Here is a 17,733-nt window from a genome sequence, read left to right as displayed (position 1 = left end):
AGGAAAAATTGAGAAAGGAGGGTTTGAAACTGTTTACAAAACGCATCATATTCGATATAGTAACCTAGATTGCTATGAGTATGATGACATATGGTGGAATGAACGAATGAAAACGATTATACATCTGGATACAATTGAAAAAAGATTCGCAGAAGCAGTAGTAGTTCCCCCTTTATCGCTCACGATCGAAGAAGGGGAGTTTTTGACTTTACTGGGTCCGAGCGGCTGCGGCAAAACAACCTTGCTGCGGATGATTGCAGGCTTCGAGGAGCCTACCTCGGGAGACATTTATCTGGATGGAAAGCCTTTGGGGCATGTACCGCCGTATCAGCGCGACATGAACATGGTGTTCCAACAATACGCCTTGTTCCCGCATATGAATGTGGAGCAGAACATCCTATTCGGACTGAAAATGAAAAAGGTCAATGCAGCAGAACAGAAGCGCCGCCTGGAAGAAGTGCTGCAGTACGTACAGCTGACAGAGCTGCGAAAACGGACGCCAAAGCAATTGTCTGGCGGTCAGCAGCAGCGGGTGGCGATCGCTCGAGCGATCATTAACAACCCTCGTGTACTGCTGTTGGACGAGCCTTTGGGTGCACTGGACTATCAGCTGCGCAAAAGCTTGCAGCTGGAGCTGAAAAACCTGCAGAAGAACCTCGGTATCACGTTTATTTACGTAACGCATGACCAGGAAGAAGCGATGGCGATGTCCGATCGGATCGCTGTCATGAACAAAGGGCGTATCGAGCAGATTGCCTCTCCTGCAGAGATCTACAACACACCTCAGACGCTTTTTGTAGCGACCTTCATTGGCGAGAACAACATTTTCCGCCAGGCAAGTACGTGTACAGCTGTGCGACCGGAAAAGATCAAGCTGTACCGGACAGATGAGCAGCCAGGCAAGCATCGCTGCAAAGGAAAAATTACGGACGCGGTGTTCCTCGGGAATTTGCGCAAAGTGTTTATCCGTCTCGATGGACAAGATCAGGTCGTCATGGCCCATCAGTATGCGGGTGACGGTCTCGACTGGCAGGTGGACGATCTCGTGGCGATTGGCTGGTCACAGGCAGACGAGGTGAAGTTGCCTTGTTAAACAAAAAACCGACGAAACTTCTCGCGCTTCCGGCACTGTTGTGGTTGGGTGCGCTCTTCGTCTTGCCGATGCTGCTGATAGTCATGCTTTCTTTTCTGAAAAGAGGAACATACGGGCAAGTTGTCTATGAGTTCACGGCAAACAACTACATCCGTATAGTGGATCCCCTGTACGGGCAGATTTTTTGGGACACATTTGTCGTGGCTATTCTGACAACGGTGCTGTCGATCTTGTTCGGGTATCCGCTTTCCTATTACATTTCCCGATTGGAGCGTTCCAAACAGCAGATTTGGCTTTTGCTGGTGATGATTCCGTTCTGGATCAACTTTCTGGTCCGCTCCTATGCATGGGTCATCATCCTGCGCTCGCAAGGCGTAGTGAACACGATCCTGCAATCCTTGGGGATCATTAGCGAGCCACTGCCGTTGCTGTACAACTCGGGTTCCGTGATGCTCGGGATGGTGTACACACTCGTTCCCTTTATGGTCTTGCCCATTTATGTGTCCCTCGAGCAAATGGATCGACGCAAGCTGGAAGCGGCATACGATCTGGGGGCGACGCCGTGGAAGGCCTTTTGGCACGTGACACTGCCCATGACCAAGTCAGGTGTGGTGACAGGCTCCATCCTCGTCTTTGTTTCCTCTATCGGGATGTTCGTGGTTCCGGATGTCATGGGGGGCGCAAAGTCTGCTTTGATGGGGAACGTCATTCAGAACCAGTTTCTGTCTGCGCGTGACTGGCCGTTTGGTTCAGCCCTGTCCATTGTTTTGATGCTGTTGTCGATGCTCTTGATCCTTCTGTTCTTCAAAGCGACCAAAGCTAGCGAGAAGAAGGAGGGGACAGCATGAAAACATGGCGCAGAAATATATTGTCGGGCTATTCCTGGCTGATGCTGGTCTTTTTGTATCTGCCGATTGCGATCTTGATGCTCTACTCGTTCAATGATTCACGGATTAATGCCGTGTGGAGCGGCTTTACATGGAAGTGGTATCTCTCTTTGTTCGATAACAGGCAGGTTATGGCGGCGCTCGCAAACAGCATGACCATCGGGATCATCAGCAGCGTGCTGGCTACGGTTCTCGGTACGGCTGCTGCCCTGGCGATCAAGCACTACTCGCTGCGCTGGCGGACGTTTGTCAACGGCCTGATTTACTTGCCGATCGTCATCCCCGAAATCATGATGGGTCTAGCGCTGCTCGTGTTGTTCAGCCAGGTTCATATGGAGCTGGGGAAAGCGACACTGATCATGGCGCATGTCACGTTTAGCATGCCGTACGTGATGGTTATTATCAACGCGCGACTGGCTGACATGGGCAAGGAGCTGGAGGAAGCTGCTCAAGACTTGGGCGCGACTCCTTGGGGAACGCTCCGTCATGTGACCCTTCCCTTGATTATGCCGGGAATCGTGGCAGGCTTTTTGATGTCCTTTACCTTGTCGCTGGACGACTTCATCATTTCCTTTTTCGTGGCGGGTCCAAACTCTACGACGCTGCCATTGTATATCTATGGCTTGGTGAAACGGGGCGTATCGCCAGAAGTGAATGCCCTGTCCACGATGCTGATTGTTTGCACCGTGCTCTTGGTCATTATCGCCGAGCTGTTCCGACGTAAAGATTCGAAGACTATCACATATTGATTTGGAGGCCTGGAGGAGAAAATGAAACGTTTTAAGTCCCTCATGATCGGCGCTTTGTCCGCCGCACTCGCATTGACTGTTGTTGGTTGTTCGTCATCGTCATCGGAGAAGCAAGAAGAGCAAGTGCTCAACATCTACAGCTGGGCCGATAACTTTGATCCAGACGTCATCAAGGATTTTGAACAGAAGTACAACGTCAAGGTCAACTATGACGTATACGGCAGCAACGAAGAAATGCTGGCGAAGATTCAAGCGGGCGCTTCGGGCTATGACCTGATCCAGCCTTCCGACTACATGGTCGCTACGATGATTCAGCTCGGCCTGTTGGAGGACTTGAACAAGGAAGCCATCCCGAATATGAAAAACATCGTGTCTACCTTCCAGACACCTCCGTTTGATCCGGACAACAAGCATTCCGTCGTGTACACTTGGGGTATTACAGGGATTGCCTACAACAAAAGGTTCGTCAAGGAAGCCCCTACGAGCTGGGCAGACCTGTGGAACGAAAAATACAAAGACCGCGTGATTCTCTTGAACGACCCTCGTGAAGTCATGGGGATGTCTTTGATCAAAAACGGCTTCTCCAACAGCACCAAGGATAAAGGGGAGCTGGAAAAAGCATTCGCGGATCTCAAAACGCTGGTACCAGGCGTAGTGGCATTTGATACCGACAACATCAAGCAAAAAATGATCGCGGAAGAAGCTTGGATCGGTACCGTTTGGTCCGGTGACGCGGCATTCATCCACGCGCAAAATCCGGATGTGGAATACGTGATTCCTAAAGAAGGCGCGACTATTTGGGCAGATACCCTGGCCATTCCAAAAGGCGCGAAGCACAAGGAACTGGCAGAAAAATTCATCGACTACTTGATGGATCCACAAGTCAGTGTGAAAAACTACGAGTCGATCGGCTACAGCAACCCGAACGAGCAAGCGTACTCCCTGCATAGCGAGGAATACCGCTCCAACAAAATGATCTTCCTCGACAAAGCGGACATCGCACGTGCGGAATGGCTCGTCGATGTAGGAGATGCCTTGCAGGAATACGATCGCTACTGGACAGAAATGAAGAGTGGCCGATAATCGGAAGAACCGAGACTGGACGATGTGCCAGTCTCTTTTTTGTGTTCGCGCGCCCAGCAAGCCGTTAATTGCTAGTCGGTGAAAGTCCGACCGAGGTAAGAGCCAAGTCGCCTCGTAGCTGACAGGCAACTGGTGGAGAGATCCTAAGGTTGAAGCCCTGTGACAAAGTAACTCCGACAGGAGTGCGAGCAAATCAGCAGACCGTAACATAAAGTGAATCCTGCCGCTTCGTTAAAAGAGACCATCGGAAGATGGACAAGGGGGAGACGAGCCTTGGGATATTGGGCGAAGTCCATGGAAGGTGTGTAGCACTTGGAATGCAGCACCCAGGAACCTCCCGGAGTATGGGGAGCGGTATGTTGAGAAAGTAGCTAACGGAACTGGGGAGACCCTCCCCTGCACGCTCCGTTGGAGCGTAAAGCGGAATCCTATAACCGAAAGGGAAATGGAGGACGGCAGGAAGGGAGTCGGAGGGGTTCATAGTACCGATGAAGTAGAGACAACAAAACTCTATGGAGAGAAGGAGCCCTGCTTTGTTCAAGAGTTGAAAGGAGGTAAGAGTGAGTGAATGCAAGTAAACTTGCTAACTACACCGATGCAAAAGCTCGACAACTTTGGACAACTCTATATCTTTGTGCCAAGGAAAAGCCAAAACGGCGGTTTCATGCTCTGTACGACAAAGTATACAGACCAGACATTCTTGCAGAAGCTTGGCGTAGAGTACGAGCCAATAAAGGAAGTGGCGGAGTGGATGGTCAAACGATAGATAAGATTGTGCATGAGTATGGAGAGAGTAAATTCCTTAATGAAATTTATCTCGACCTAAAGAGAAATCAGTATCATCCAGCACCGGTACGGCGTACTTACATTCCGAAAGCGGATGGGAAACAAAGACCACTCGGAATCCCAACTATTCGAGACAGGGTTGTTCAGATGGCGACAAAGATGGTCATTGAGCCAGTCTTTGAAGCGGACTTTAAAGATTGCTCATACGGATTTCGCCCAAAACGTAACGCTCATCAAGCGATTGCACAAATCAGGAAAGCAAGTAAAAATGCTTACTGGGTGGTTGATGCAGACATCAAAGGGTACTTTGACAACATCAATCAGGAGAAGCTGATGAAGTTAGTTGAGCAGAGGATTTCTGACCGTAGGGTACTAAAGCTGATTCGGAACTGGCTACAAGCAGGCGTGATGGAAGATGTACAGTTTCATGACACCGAATTGGGTACTCCGCAAGGAGGAGTCATTTCCCCACTGTTAGCCAACATCTATCTCAACTACATGGATACGGTATGGGGAAAGCAATTTGCCCATTTGGGAAAACTGATTCGATATGCCGATGACTTCGTCATCATGTGCAAAACGAAAAAGGATGCCATGGAAAGTATTCAGGTCATTAAAGCTATTATGGACAAATTGGATCTTGCACTTAGTAAGGACAAGTCTCGACTGGTCAACATCTGGGATAATACTTCGGGCTTTGATTTCCTTGGTCTACATCACCGGAAATTTCCGGTCCTTAACAAGGGCGGATCGAAGGTGTTTGTCATGTCCCATATTCCGAGTAAGAAAGCTATGAAGGAAATGCGCCGGAAAATAAAAGTGTATACCGAACCTCGCAGCAAGTTGTATTGGTCGTTAACGGAGTTAGTACAGGGGCTAAATCGAAAACTTCAAGGCTTCAAGAACTACTACTCGCTATCGCCAATAGCTGCAAGATGGTTAAATCGGATTGACTGGTATGTTATTGAAAGGCTTACCCTTTTCGTTAACAAGAAAAGGAATGTGCGAAAGAAACACTCGTGGGAAGGAAAAGTCATTAAAGATACTCAAGGAATACTTGTGAAACTTGCCGGATAAGCAGTGCCGAATGCCAAAGAAAGAAGAACATCGGAAAGCCGTATGAGGGAAAACCTCACGTACGGTTTGATGAGGGGGAGCTGAAACAAGTAAGGCGACCTCAAGGTCGCCCGAAAGTTTCAGTTTTCTACTCTACAATCGACTAGGAGTCGGACAAAGATGTACGAATTTCTAGCCGTCATACGCCGTTGCCAAGTCACAGCTTGTTCATACGATAGAGTAGTTCTTGCAAAAAGGAGGGATTACCCATCGCAAAGAAAAAGCTCCGCAAAACACAAGCCTCCCGCGTGAACCGAGTACGCCACCGCATGGAGGGGGTAACGTCGCTGGTTGACAATCACCGTCATTTGTTCAGCAATGTGTCTGACATCGTGGTGCGAGTACCGAGCCAAAGATCGCATTTTCACCTATTCCGTGCAATCACAACGACAACAGACGGACATCGCCATTTGTATTTTGGACAAACGGGTCTCTCGATTAATGGCACAGGTCCTTTTGGTGGAGGACCCAACCATTTCCATCGAGTAAATGTTCTCACCCAGATCACTCGTGGCCATCGTCACCGGATCAATGGTACGACAACGACCAACCGCGTCATCCGCAATAGCAGGCCCTAAAGACTAGAATCATTAGAAGAAGGGAAAGCCCGTGAGGATCTCTCATGGGCGTCTTCCTTTCTTTCCTATTTATTACTAGACAGCGAAAACAGACGGGTGAGCTAGTAGAATATGCAGGGATGACGCTAGCAGATCGAGGGAATTCTAGCGTTTATGAATACAATTTCGGACATGTCTTGATGAAGCTGGAGGTGTGTAGGAAGTGACAAATGCGAAGATTACGACATTCCTTATGTTTGCGGGTCAGGCAGAAGAGGCAATGAACTTTTATGTATCTGTTTTTGAGCGTGCTGAAATACATATGATTCATCGATTTGGATCAGATGCGGGGGCAGCAGAGGGGAGCGTAATGCATGCGACGTTTTCGCTGAAAGATCAGAAGTTTATGTGCATTGACAGCATCGTCAAACACGAATTTGGCTTTACGCCCGCCATGTCCCTGTTCGTTGAGTGCGACACCGAGAAAGAAATTGAGCATCTTTACCACAAGCTGTCAGAAGGTGGTGCTGTTCTCATGCCGCTCTCCTCGACGCCGATCAGCAAAAGCTTTTGGTGGATATCCGATCGGTATGGTGTTTCCTGGCAGCTCAATCTGCGAAAAGAATAGGAAAATCACGGACATGTGCGCTGTGTGGAGCCACCCCATCAGCGCTTTTTTGCGTTTTCACAGCTGTTTCAACAATTCGTCACAGCAGATAGCCCGTTTGAGCCATATGGACGTAGAGTCAAGTCTGGTACGATAAATCCTGTGAAAAGGCTATGCAACAAAAGTGGATGGTGATGAGCGTGAAACGATACGTAGCCTTACTCTGGATGGCTCTGTTCCTCGTGCTGAGCGTGACACCAGCAGCGGTCCAGGCACATGCCGGATTAATGGGAAGCCAGCCAAAAGACAATGAAGTTCTGCAAGCCAACCCTGGCCAGATCTCCATGCGCTTTACAGAAGTATTGGAGCCGGATCTGGTAGCTATACATTTGTACAACTGGAAGGGTGAAGAGGTCCAGCTGGAGGCGCCAACACTGCAGCCTGGGGACGCTTCTCAAGTGAATGCGAAATTGCCCGATCTGCCGGAAGGGACGTACACGGCGATCGTTTCGGTCGTCTCCGAGGACGGTCATCCGGTGGAAGAAAGACTGACGTTTTCGATCGGACAAAAAAGTGCTTCCGTGGTAGATCCAACTGCCAAAAAATCTGACAGCTCTTATTTGATTGTGTATCAGTATCTGACTCAAGGCATTCTTCTTTTGGGCGGTGGATTGTACCTGTTGGCATGGAGAGGAGAGCGCTACGGCCTCCCTTCGTTCGGCAAACTGCTGGGTATCATGAGACAGATCGGCTGGGGACTGGCGATCATTGGACTGGTCTTCCTCTGGTTCCTCTACGATGAATCACTCGCCGCTGTGTCACTGACAGATGCGCTGTGGCAAGGAAGCTGGTCCGTCCTGATGCAATCTTCCTTTGCGATGATGCTGCTGGTCTCGCTTGGACTCTTGATTTTGCTTGCGATCCCGGGCATGGTGAGCGGATGGTATGTCATTCTGTGGCTGGCGCTGTTGTGTACACAAGCATTTGGAGGACACGCCTGGGGCATATCACCGGTATGGCTGTCTCTCTTGCTCAGAGTTCTGCACGTGCTGACAGTCTCCTTATGGATGGGGGCACTCTTCTACTTGCTTCTGACTTACAGGCAGGCAGAGCGGGGAAACGAGGGATTCAAAGCCTTCTTTTTGCGGACAGTAGCCGTTGCATCGCTTTTGGCCGTACTGACTGGCATTGCGATGCTTGGCATTCAGACGAATGTGATCGCTATTTTCCAAAGCTCGCTTACGTGGAGCTACCTGTTTTATGGAAAGGTGGCAGCTGTATGTGTCATGCTGGTGATCGCCTTTTGGCAAACAAAGAATTGGCGTCAAAAGAATGCTTTGCGCCCGCTGCTGTTGCGTTGGGAAGTGGCATTAGGGATCGTGGCCATCCTGGCGGGAATGTGGATGAGCCAGACGCAGTATCCGACTACCGTTGATTCAAGCACAACCGATTCGGCTACAACTGTAATACATCAGCACTAACATTAGGAGGGGGTTTCGATGAAAGCAACAAAATGGATGAGCAGTGTATTGATGGCAGGTGCGATTTTGACGTTCGCGACAGCTGCGCAGGCACACGTCAACGTCTATCCGAAAGAAACGAGAACGGGTGCCTATGAAAAATACACCGTGCGAGTACCCGTTGAAAAAGACGTGAATACCATAAAGGTCAAGCTGGAATTCCCGGCGAACGTGAAGGTAAGCACGGTTCAGCCTATCCCCGGCTGGAGCTATGCGTTTGAAAAAGATAAGGACGGCCGCAACACAGCATTGGTCTGGACTGCGACAGAGGGTGGGATCAAGGCCCATGAGTTTACAGAGTTTGCGTTCGTGGGAGCCAACCCGAAAGAAGCGGGCACTCTGTCCTGGAAGGCTTACCAGACCTATGCGGATGGCGAAGTAGTGGAATGGACCGGAGCGCCGGATTCAAAGACACCAGCATCGTTGACGACGATCAAAGAGGGAGCAGGTGAAGCAGGGCACGAGCCAGGCCAAGCAGCAACGACCGCGCCTGCTGCAGAGCAAGGAGCTGCGGCTGCGACAGGAAGCAGCAATACGCTTCCAATCGTGCTGTCGGGATTAGCTCTGCTGCTGTCGATCGTCAGCCTGTTCCGCAAAAAAGCATAAGCATCAAAAGAGGCCGTGTGGATCATCGATCTGCACGGTTTTTTTGTCGGACGAAAACCTGATCTCGTCAAAAAAGGAAAATTCCTTATAATAGAGCTAACTACTCTCGGAGGTGTATGAATCATGTTAGTATCCAAAACAGCTGCAACTCACCCAATAAAGAAAGAAAAATTTGGCGGTAGAGCGACACGTACGCTTTTGCAGCAGTAGGTAGAAAACGGAACGTGTCGATCTGCCTAAATAAGGGCGGATCTTGTTCCTATGAAGATGAATGCGACAAAATTGTATATGCTCATGCGTTTTACCACGGCTCTTGCCAACTCGACGATGTTTACCACGTACGCCATTTTCTATGTGGCGACGCTGGGATTATCCCCTTTGGAGCTCCTGGTTGTAGGGACCGTTTTGGAGCTTACCGTGGTTCTGTTCGAAGGAGTAACGGGGGTGGTGGCTGATACGTATAGCCGGCGCCTGTCCATGATCATTGGGATGTTTGTGCTGGGCAGCGGCTTCGTCCTGCAGGGAGTGATGGGCTCGCTTGCGGGGGCGCCTCCACTCCTTCCGATGTTCGGCTGGGTGCTTCTGGCTCAAGTCCTTTTTGGGGTCGGTCATACCTTTATCAGCGGTGCGGATACGGCGTGGATCGCAGATGAGGCAGGAGAGGAGCAATTAGGAAGCCTGTTCATGCGTGCAAAGCGCGTCTCGCTTGTGGCAACGATGGCAGGGATTGGCCTCAGCGTCTATCTGTCGACGCAGGGAGCGCAGCTTCCTTACTTCGTAGGCGGTTTGATGTATATGGCCCTCGGGTTGCTTTTGATTCTTTTTATGAAAGAAACGGGTTTTATGCCCCGCATGCGGGAGGCAGGCTCCACCGCGTGGCAGGAAATGAAAACAACGTGGCTAACGGGCGTGCAGGTGGTGCGTGCGCAGCCGATCCTGCTGTTGATCTTGATCGTAACGCTTTTTAGCGGTGCTTCCTCAGAAGGCTATGATCGGCTGCGGGAAGCTCATTTGATTCGGGAAATCGGCTTTCCTGCTGCCATTCCCCTTTCGATGGCTGTCTGGTTCGGAGTGATGGCGGTCGCCACTGCTTTTCTTGGCTTGATTGGGGTCAAGCTCACGGAAAAATGGCTGGATATCAACAATGAGCGAATCGTCATGACGGGTATGTTCATGCTTACGTTCTTGCGGCTGCTCGCGATTTTGTTCTTTGCGCTGTCTCCGAGCTTCTGGTGGGCGCTCGCAGCTTTGCTTTTGATCGGCGTGATCGAGGCCATCAGCAGCCCCTTGTACGATACCTGGCTGAATATGAATATCCCCAGCAATGTCCGAGCGACTGTCCTCTCCATGCTCAGTCAGTCAAATGCGTTAGGACAGACCGCGGGAGGACCGGCAGTGGGCTGGGTCGGTAGTCGAATATCTGTGCGGGCGTCGTTGATCGTGGCAGCAGTTCTATTGTCCCCGATCCTTTACGTGTACGGAAAAGCCGTGCGTAGATCATAAAAGCAACAGAAAAAGACAGATGCTCTTTTGGGCATTTGTCTTTTTTACTGTCTGTTCGCATATAATGAGAACAAAACTTGCGAACAAACGTTCTGGATGATATGATGTTCATACAGAAGAAATGGCGGTGACAACCTGATGATTCGTGAACTGAACAAATATTGGCGAAGACAGCAAATCATCGAGATGATCTACCTTGATAAGAACGGGGAAACCAGCAGGAGAGTCGTACGAATTCTAGAGCTGGATGCGATGGGCCAGCGCATGAAGGCCTACTGCTACGCGCGCAATGCGTATCGCGTGTTTGCCGTAGCGAATATATTGGCGGTAGCACCAGCAGAGGGCCGGACCGCAGGCTAGCGAGTGCTGCTCCACCATTCTCCTCCTGAAATGACAGTCCATTCCATTCTATGCTGGGAAACATGGTATACTGAAGGGACAACGGACGTTCAAAGATTGGACGCAGAAGGGAGTGGAGACGATGGAAGTTTTCATTATCGTCGTGTTCATGTTTATCATATTGATGGTGGTAGTGAGCTCTTCTTTAAAGAAGGGTGGACGTGGGCGTTCCCACTCGTCAACGGACAGCGGTACACCGTATTACGTCGATAGTGACCCGCGCCGAGATGATTCCGATAGTGGCTGGGGGCATGGCCATAGTCACGGGCACAGTCACAGCGATGGGGGATCTGACAGCGGGGGCGGCGACGGCGGAGGCGGAGGCGACTGAGCCTGTTGCAACCGTAGTATTTCGTGGTACAATAGCTGGGAAATCATCAACAAACTGGATCATTCGGTTTGAAAAGGAGAGATGTTTTATGGCAAGCACAAAATTGGTAGAGATTGTAGCAATCGGGGTCACAGGAATCCTCCTTTCAAACGAACTCCAATAACGGTTTTGATTTGAGGATTCGACTGTGACTGGTATGGCCAAAAGCCAATGTATGAAACCATTCGCAGGGGGAATCCATTCGTGAATCAACACGTACAACAAACCTTACAAACTTTGGGCTGGAATGAGGCTTTTGCCAATCATTTTGCCCCTTATGCCGAACAAGGCTACAGTGTGGGACGCATCACACTGGAACATAAACGGATCTATCGCCTGCTTGGCGAGCATGGCGAGCTCTTGGGCGAGGTAACAGGAAAGCTGCGATATGAAGCGACAGGCCGCGAGGATTATCCGGCTGTCGGGGACTGGGTCGTCATCAGTCCACGTGCAGAAGAGAAAAAAGCGACGATTCACGCCGTTTTACCACGGAAGAGCAAGTTTTCACGAAAGGCCGCTGGCGACAACGTGGAAGAACAGATCGTGGCGGCAAACGTGGATACGGTCTTTTTGGTCAACGCTCTGAACAACGATTTTAACATTCGCAGGATGGAGCGCTATCTGATTCTCGCTTGGGAAAGCGGAGCCTCACCTGTCATCGTACTGAGCAAAGCCGATTTGTGCGACGATCTTGACGCACGAATGCGTGAAGTGGAATCCATCGCGATCGGTGTACCCGTGCACGTCGTCAGTGCCGAGCAAGGCGAAGGCTTGGAGGAGCTGGCCCCTTATCTTTCGGAAGGCAAAACCATTGCACTTATGGGCTCTTCCGGAGTAGGCAAATCCACTCTGATCAACAAGCTGAGTGGCACCGACATGCAGAAAGTGAGCGAGGTGCGGGAAGGGGACGACCGGGGCCGTCATACGACGACGCACCGGGAGCTGTTCTTATTGCCGAGCGGGGGATTGATGATCGATACGCCGGGCATGCGCGAGCTGCAGCTTTGGGAAGCAGATGAAGGCTTCCGTGGTGCGTTCGATGAAATCGAGACACTCGGACAGTCCTGCCGCTTTGGGGATTGCCAGCATATGCGCGAGCCAGGCTGCGCGGTGCGGGAAGCGATCGAGGATGGTTCTCTGGAAAAAGCGCGCTTTGACAGCTATCTCAAGCTGCAAAGGGAGTTGGCCCATCTGGCACGCAAGGAAGACGCGAGATTGCAGGCAGCTGAAAAGGATAAATGGAAAAAAATCAATGTGCAGATGCGGCAGCGCAAGCCGAAGCGATAAAGAGAGAGCCCTCGAAATCGGGGGCTCTTTCCATGTTTTCCAACGCTTGAGCGGCGGAAGTGACTTTCAAAAATTAACGCTTGCCCGTAGGCTGCCTGATATGATAGATTGGTCAATATCCAAAAAGCATATGCAAGCTCGTATAATTTTGGGAATAAGGCCCAACAGTTTCTACCGGGTGACCGTAAATCGCCTGACTACGAGTGAGAGAACGTCACGATTCTTTTCTATTCAGGCTTCTTACTGATAAAAAGAATTTGATTTGGTGACGTCCGCGCTTTGAATAGCGTGCTGTACCCTGGCGAAATAAGCCCAGAGGGGACAGATTTCACTTGGAGTTGGTATTTACGTTACTGCCACCCTGTGATCTGTTCACTCTGGGCTTTCCTTATACAGTAAGAATTTATAAAATTCTTAGCCAGTATAAGTGCAACTAAGACTCCGCTACAAAGCTTGGCGGAGCCAAGTTTTCTAATTGTTTTCAGGCGGTTGTTATTCGTGGAGGAGGAACATAGATGAAAGAACTGCAAGAGCGCATTATTCGTGACGGTAAGGTACTGTCTGCATCCGTATTGAAAGTGGATGCCTTTTTGAATCATCAGGTCGACCCGCAGCTGACCATGAACATTGGGAAACGATTTGCGGAACTGTTTGCGGATGAAAAGGTGACCAAAGTCGTGACGATTGAGGCAAGTGGCATTCACTTCGCCTTGGCAACATCGTTTGCACTAGGCGTACCGTTTATTTACGCGAAAAAGAAAAAGGCGGTTACCTTGACCGAGGAGGTTTACTCGGCTCCCGTTCACTCGTTCACCAGACAGGAAACGTATCAAATCAGCGTGTCCAAGCAGTATTTGCAGGCAGAGGATCGCGTCTTGGTTGTCGATGATTTCCTGGCGACAGGTGCCGCTCTCGTAGGACTTACCCAGATTGTGAAAGACGCAGGCGCACATCTCGTGGGTATTGGTGCAGTCATCGAGAAAAGCTTTCAGGAAGGCCGCGGATTGCTCGAAAAAGAGGGTATTCGCATCGAGTCTTTGGCACGCATCGAATCCATGTCTCCGGAACATATTCATTTCATTGAACCAGCTGCAACACGCGTTTAAAACAAATAGATAGAGGGGAAGAGAAACAATCGTATGTTATCCAAACAAAAAGTGATAACTTTGGGCTTGCAGCACGTCTTGGCCATGTATGCGGGAGCAGTCGTTGTGCCTTTGATCATCGGGGGAGCTCTTCATCTGACTCCGGCGCAAATCGCTTATTTGATCGCAGCTGACCTGTTTACCTGCGGGATCGCTACCCTGCTGCAGGTACTCGGTACGAAATACACGGGGATTCGCCTGCCGGTTGTCCTGGGCTGTACGTTCACAGCGGTAGGACCGATCATTGCGATCGCCTCGCAGACCAATCTCGCAACCGCGTATGGCGCCATTATTATATCCGGTATATTTGTGGTTTTGGCAGCTCCTTTATTCGGTAAGCTGCTTCGCTTCTTCCCAACGGTTGTACAGGGCTCGGTCGTTACGATTATCGGTCTTTCCCTGATTCCCGTCGCTATGAACAACGTAGCTGGCGGTCAAGGCATGCCAGACTTTGGAGCTCCGCGCAATCTGCTCCTGGCATTGGGCACACTTGCTATTATTCTTCTCATCAATCGTCTGTGTACAGGATTTATCCGTGCAATTTCCGTTTTGCTGGGCTTGATTGCCGGTACAGTAGTCGCGTATTTTATGGGGATGGTCAGCTTCGCCAATGTGGTGTCGGCCTCCTGGTTTAGCATCGTAGAGCCTTTCTATTTCGGTACACCACAGTTTAGCATCGTCGCGATCATTACCATGATTCTGGTAAACATCATCAGCATGGCAGAGTCCACAGGCGTGTATTTTGCCCTTGGGAAGGTGACGAACAAAGACGTAAGCAAAGAGGATGTCGTAAAAGGCTTGCGCGGTGAAGGGATAGCCATTATGCTGGGGGGTATTTTCAACGCATTCCCATATACGGCTTTCTCTCAAAACGTAGGGCTGGTAAGCTTGACTGGCATCAAGTCTCGTGACGTGATGATCGGTGCAGGTGGAATCCTGGTCGTTCTCGGTCTTTTGCCAAAGCTGGCTGCACTGACGACGGTGGTTCCGAACGCCGTATTGGGTGGTGCGATGGTAGCGATGTTCGGGATGGTAGTCGCATCAGGTATCAACATCCTGTCCCAAGTGGACTTGCGTCAAAACGAAAACCTGCTGATTGCTGCTTGCAGTATCGCAGTAGGCTTGGGTTCAGCTGCTGTTCCTAGCATGTTTGACCAGCTGCCTGAAATGGCAAAAATGCTGCTGCAAAACGGCATCGTGACAGGCTCTTTGACTGCTGTCATTCTGAATATCCTGCTGGTTCATACGAATAAAAATTTGCAGCCATCCGTTGAGGAAAAAGCTGTACAGGAAGCTTCCTAAGCAAGCACGAGAAATTGAAAACCGCCAGGCTTGAACTGCACCCCAATTGTTAGACACATCTAACGATTGGGGGTGCAGTTTTTTCTATGGCTAAATTTTCTCCGGAAGATAAAATAACAGCGGTTCTCCGCTATTTAAACGGTAACGAAAGCTTTGCTTCCATTAGCTCGTCAATGGGTATTGCGAAATCTGAGGTGGTTAAATGGGTTCAACATTACCAGCACCACGGTACCGAAGCGTTTATGAAACTCTATACAGGTTACACGGTTCAGTTTAAACTAGACGTACTCAATTATATGAACGGTCAAGGGACGTCTATCAGGGAAACAGCTGCACGGTTTAACATCTCGCATTCGTTGCTGATTCAATGGAAAAAGCAGCTGGAATTGCAAGGATTGGATGCCCTTGAATCAAAGAAGAAGGGGCGTCCATCTATGCAAAAGAAAAACTCCAGTTCAATGAAAAATCAAGTACCAGCAGAAGGATCACTAGAGGCATTGAAGGCGGAAAATGAACGTTTGCGTATGGAGAATGCTTATTTAAAAAAGTTGAATGCCTTAGTTCAAAACAAGGAAAAATCACCAGGCAAGACAAAGCACAAGTAGTCTATGAACTAAGGCATGAATTTCCGGTGAAAGCACTTCTTCAACTCGCAGATATTCCTAGAAGTACGTATTATTTTTGCGTGAAAAACTTTGGTCGTCCAGATTTGGATGGGGAGTTAAAAGTGTTGATTCAAGCCATTTATGACGAACATGAAGGACGCTTTGGCTACCGTCGTATCCGTGATGAACTTCGAAATCGTGGGCATATAGTCAATCACAAAAAAGTCCAGCGAATCATGAAGGAATTGGGGCTAAAATGTCTTGTCCGCATGAAAAAATATCGCTCTTATAAAGGAAAAGTCGGTACGATTGCTCCAAATATTTTGGACCGTAACTTCAAAGCTGAAAAACCAAATGAGAAGTGGGTAACAGATATTACAGAGTTTAAATTATTTGGTGAAAAGCTCTATTTCTCACCGATATTGGATTTGTTTAACGGCGAAATTATCACCTATACAATCGGTTCAAGACCAACCTATTCCTTAGTTTCAACCATGTTAGAACAAGCTTTTGAACAATTGACAGATGACCATACTCTTATGATTCATTCTGATCAGGGCTGGCACTACCAAATGAAACAATATCATCATGCCCTTCATGAGCGAGGCATCACACAGAGTATGTCCCGAAAAGGGAACTGCTACGATAATGCAGTGATGGAAAATTTCTTTGGTATTATGAAATCAGAACTTCTATATCTAAAAGAATTTCACAGCGTGGAGCACTTTAAGACAGAACTAGCCAAATATATTGAATACTATAATTCCAAACGAATTAAGGCAAAATTAAAAGGCCTGAGTCCGGTGCAATACCGAATTCAAGCCCTAGAGGCTGCCTAATAAATTAATCTGTCTAACTTTTCGGGGTCACTTCAGCTCTCAAAAGGGCTTGGCGGTTTTTTTGCGTTTCGTGGGCGTTCTGTGAAAAAAGGCGAGCAAGCCTGTGTCAGCTGTCCAAGGAAAGCGGTCAAGTTTCGCATACGATGAGGAAACAGAAATCGCGGAAGGAAGGGATTCCATGGCTACTTTTCGAGAAGCATTGCGAGCCAAGCAGAAATTAGTGAAAGCATGGAAGAAAATGCCGCACGTCATAGGCATTGGCGTTGGTTTTGAGAAGGGGACTAAGAAAAAGGGCAGACACTGCATCGTCTTGTATACCGCAAATGCGAGTGCGACGGTTGCGAAGCGCTGTCCGAAGCATGTCCATGTGAGGAAGCATCTCGCAAAGGGGCTTGCCAAAGTGCCTGTGCGGACCATCGCTTCGGGGCGCTGCTGCTGCCATCGGAAGTATCGTCGCAGAATCCGTCCTGTCGTCGCCGGCTACAGCGTAGGATACCCTGGCATATCCGGGACAGCCGGTCTCATCGTCTCGCCGGCAGCCCGGCGAACCCGGCGGTACCTGCTTAGCAACAACCACGTGCTCAACAGGAACAATACCAGTGGCTATACTGAAACGATTCAACCAGGAGGGGCGGATGGCGGACGATCCGGGATCAGTCGAATCGGAAGGCTGTACAGATTTGTCCGGCTTCGTAAAAACGCGAACAACTACTTGGATGCAGCCCTGTCCATCCCCACGTCCAATCGCCTGCTCGCTCCCCGTTATGCGACAGTGGGGGCCGTCAGAGGACATGTAGCCGGCTATGCAGTAGGAGCCAGGTTCAAAAAAGTGGGCCGTACGACAGGCTGGGTTAGCGGCGTGGTAGAGTCTATTCATACAGACATTGATGTGGATTACGGCTCAGTCGGCGGTCTGGGTGTCATTCGTTTTCGCAACCAGACCGTCATCCGGGGCCAGAGAGCAATTTCCTTGCCAGGTGACTCCGGATCGGTATGGCTTACCTCAGGGAACTATGCGGCAGCCGTTAACTTCGCAGGCTCAGAGGATGGCAGACTCTCCATCTCGTTTCCCGTGCATTGGGCGATGCAGGCATTCGGAATCCGCGTCGCAAGGGCGAATGGCAGCATTGGACAGCTTCGTAGGGCAGCTGTAGGGCGCAGGAGGCGTGTGGGGTATACCCGTCCATTGACTGCGGCACAGCTGCGCCAGATCATCATGAAAAAGGCAGCGATTAGGCGAACCGGCTCAAAAAAGAGGGGACGGTAACTGCTGACAAAG

17 protein-coding genes and 1 riboswitch are annotated in these 17,733 nt (G+C 49.8%); all 17 genes read left to right on the top strand.

Annotated elements, in window-relative coordinates:
* Positions 1–106: 106 nt before the first annotated feature.
* On the top strand, positions 107–1,093 hold the full coding sequence (locus ACLIN2_RS22580; protein WP_411502193.1) for an ABC transporter ATP-binding protein: 987 nt from the start codon (positions 107–109) through the stop codon (positions 1,091–1,093).
* Positions 1,087–1,941 (top strand): ABC transporter permease, encoded by an 855-nt coding sequence (locus ACLIN2_RS22575; RefSeq protein WP_327932828.1) that lies wholly within the window; start codon positions 1,087–1,089, stop codon positions 1,939–1,941. The genes ACLIN2_RS22580 and ACLIN2_RS22575 overlap by 7 nt, the downstream gene beginning before the upstream one ends.
* Positions 1,938–2,729 carry an ABC transporter permease gene (locus ACLIN2_RS22570; RefSeq protein ID WP_411502192.1) on the top strand — a complete coding sequence of 264 codons (792 nt, stop codon included), beginning with the start codon at positions 1,938–1,940 and terminating at the stop codon, positions 2,727–2,729. The genes ACLIN2_RS22575 and ACLIN2_RS22570 overlap by 4 nt, the downstream gene beginning before the upstream one ends.
* A gap of 21 nt (positions 2,730–2,750) precedes the next feature.
* Positions 2,751–3,812, top strand: a complete 1,062-nt coding sequence (locus ACLIN2_RS22565; protein ID WP_411502191.1) for an ABC transporter substrate-binding protein — start codon at positions 2,751–2,753, stop codon at positions 3,810–3,812.
* Between the two features lie 564 nt (positions 3,813–4,376).
* Positions 4,377–5,675: a group II intron reverse transcriptase/maturase gene (gene ltrA / locus ACLIN2_RS22560; RefSeq protein WP_411501843.1), complete on the top strand. Its 1,299-nt coding sequence runs from the start codon at positions 4,377–4,379 to the stop codon at positions 5,673–5,675.
* Between the two features lie 287 nt (positions 5,676–5,962).
* On the top strand, positions 5,963–6,292 hold the full coding sequence (locus tag ACLIN2_RS22555) for a YmaF family protein (protein WP_139228113.1): 330 nt from the start codon (positions 5,963–5,965) through the stop codon (positions 6,290–6,292).
* 202 nt (positions 6,293–6,494) lie between these two features.
* Entirely contained in the window at positions 6,495–6,899 is a 405-nt protein-coding gene (locus tag ACLIN2_RS22550; protein WP_411502190.1) for a VOC family protein, read from the top strand.
* Positions 6,900–7,072: 173 nt separating this feature from the next.
* Positions 7,073–8,359: a copper resistance CopC/CopD family protein gene (locus ACLIN2_RS22545; protein WP_411502189.1), complete on the top strand. Its 1,287-nt coding sequence runs from the start codon at positions 7,073–7,075 to the stop codon at positions 8,357–8,359.
* A gap of 18 nt (positions 8,360–8,377) precedes the next feature.
* Positions 8,378–9,004, top strand: coding sequence for a YcnI family protein (locus ACLIN2_RS22540; protein ID WP_411502188.1), 627 nt, complete (start codon positions 8,378–8,380; stop codon positions 9,002–9,004).
* Positions 9,005–9,265: 261 nt separating this feature from the next.
* Positions 9,266–10,507 (top strand): MFS transporter, encoded by a 1,242-nt coding sequence (locus ACLIN2_RS22535; RefSeq protein ID WP_411502187.1) that lies wholly within the window; start codon positions 9,266–9,268, stop codon positions 10,505–10,507.
* Between the two features lie 138 nt (positions 10,508–10,645).
* Complete coding sequence (locus ACLIN2_RS22530) at positions 10,646–10,867, top strand: WYL domain-containing protein (protein ID WP_327932816.1); 222 nt, start codon at positions 10,646–10,648, stop codon at positions 10,865–10,867.
* Between the two features lie 121 nt (positions 10,868–10,988).
* Positions 10,989–11,237, top strand: a complete 249-nt coding sequence (locus ACLIN2_RS22525; RefSeq protein WP_092274644.1) for a hypothetical protein — start codon at positions 10,989–10,991, stop codon at positions 11,235–11,237.
* Positions 11,238–11,480: 243 nt separating this feature from the next.
* Positions 11,481–12,563, top strand: a complete 1,083-nt coding sequence (rsgA, locus tag ACLIN2_RS22520; RefSeq protein ID WP_411502186.1) for a ribosome small subunit-dependent GTPase A — start codon at positions 11,481–11,483, stop codon at positions 12,561–12,563.
* Between the two features lie 118 nt (positions 12,564–12,681).
* Positions 12,682–12,783, top strand: a riboswitch (purine riboswitch).
* A 295-nt stretch (positions 12,784–13,078) separates the two neighbouring features.
* The gene (locus tag ACLIN2_RS22515) at positions 13,079–13,669 is read left to right on the top strand and encodes a xanthine phosphoribosyltransferase (protein WP_411502185.1); all 591 of its coding nucleotides are present in this window, start codon (positions 13,079–13,081) and stop codon (positions 13,667–13,669) included.
* 33 nt (positions 13,670–13,702) lie between these two features.
* Positions 13,703–15,010: a nucleobase:cation symporter-2 family protein gene (locus tag ACLIN2_RS22510; protein ID WP_400585496.1), complete on the top strand. Its 1,308-nt coding sequence runs from the start codon at positions 13,703–13,705 to the stop codon at positions 15,008–15,010.
* Between the two features lie 86 nt (positions 15,011–15,096).
* Positions 15,097–16,454, top strand: a protein-coding gene (locus ACLIN2_RS22505; RefSeq protein ID WP_327933914.1) for an IS3 family transposase whose coding sequence is annotated in 2 segments (ribosomal slippage) — positions 15,097–15,550 and positions 15,550–16,454 — 1,359 coding nt in all. Because the reading frame shifts where the segments join, the coding sequence is not laid out codon by codon here.
* Between the two features lie 178 nt (positions 16,455–16,632).
* Positions 16,633–17,721, top strand: a complete 1,089-nt coding sequence (locus tag ACLIN2_RS22500) for a hypothetical protein (protein ID WP_411502184.1) — start codon at positions 16,633–16,635, stop codon at positions 17,719–17,721.
* Positions 17,722–17,733 lie beyond the last annotated feature (12 nt).

Source organism: Brevibacillus centrosporus (assembly GCF_046622605.1).
In the GTDB taxonomy this organism is placed as follows: Bacteria; Bacillota; Bacilli; order Brevibacillales; family Brevibacillaceae; genus Brevibacillus; species Brevibacillus centrosporus.
The sequence above is the reverse complement of the archived record's forward strand: the minus strand, read 5'-3'. Positions and strand labels throughout refer to the sequence as shown.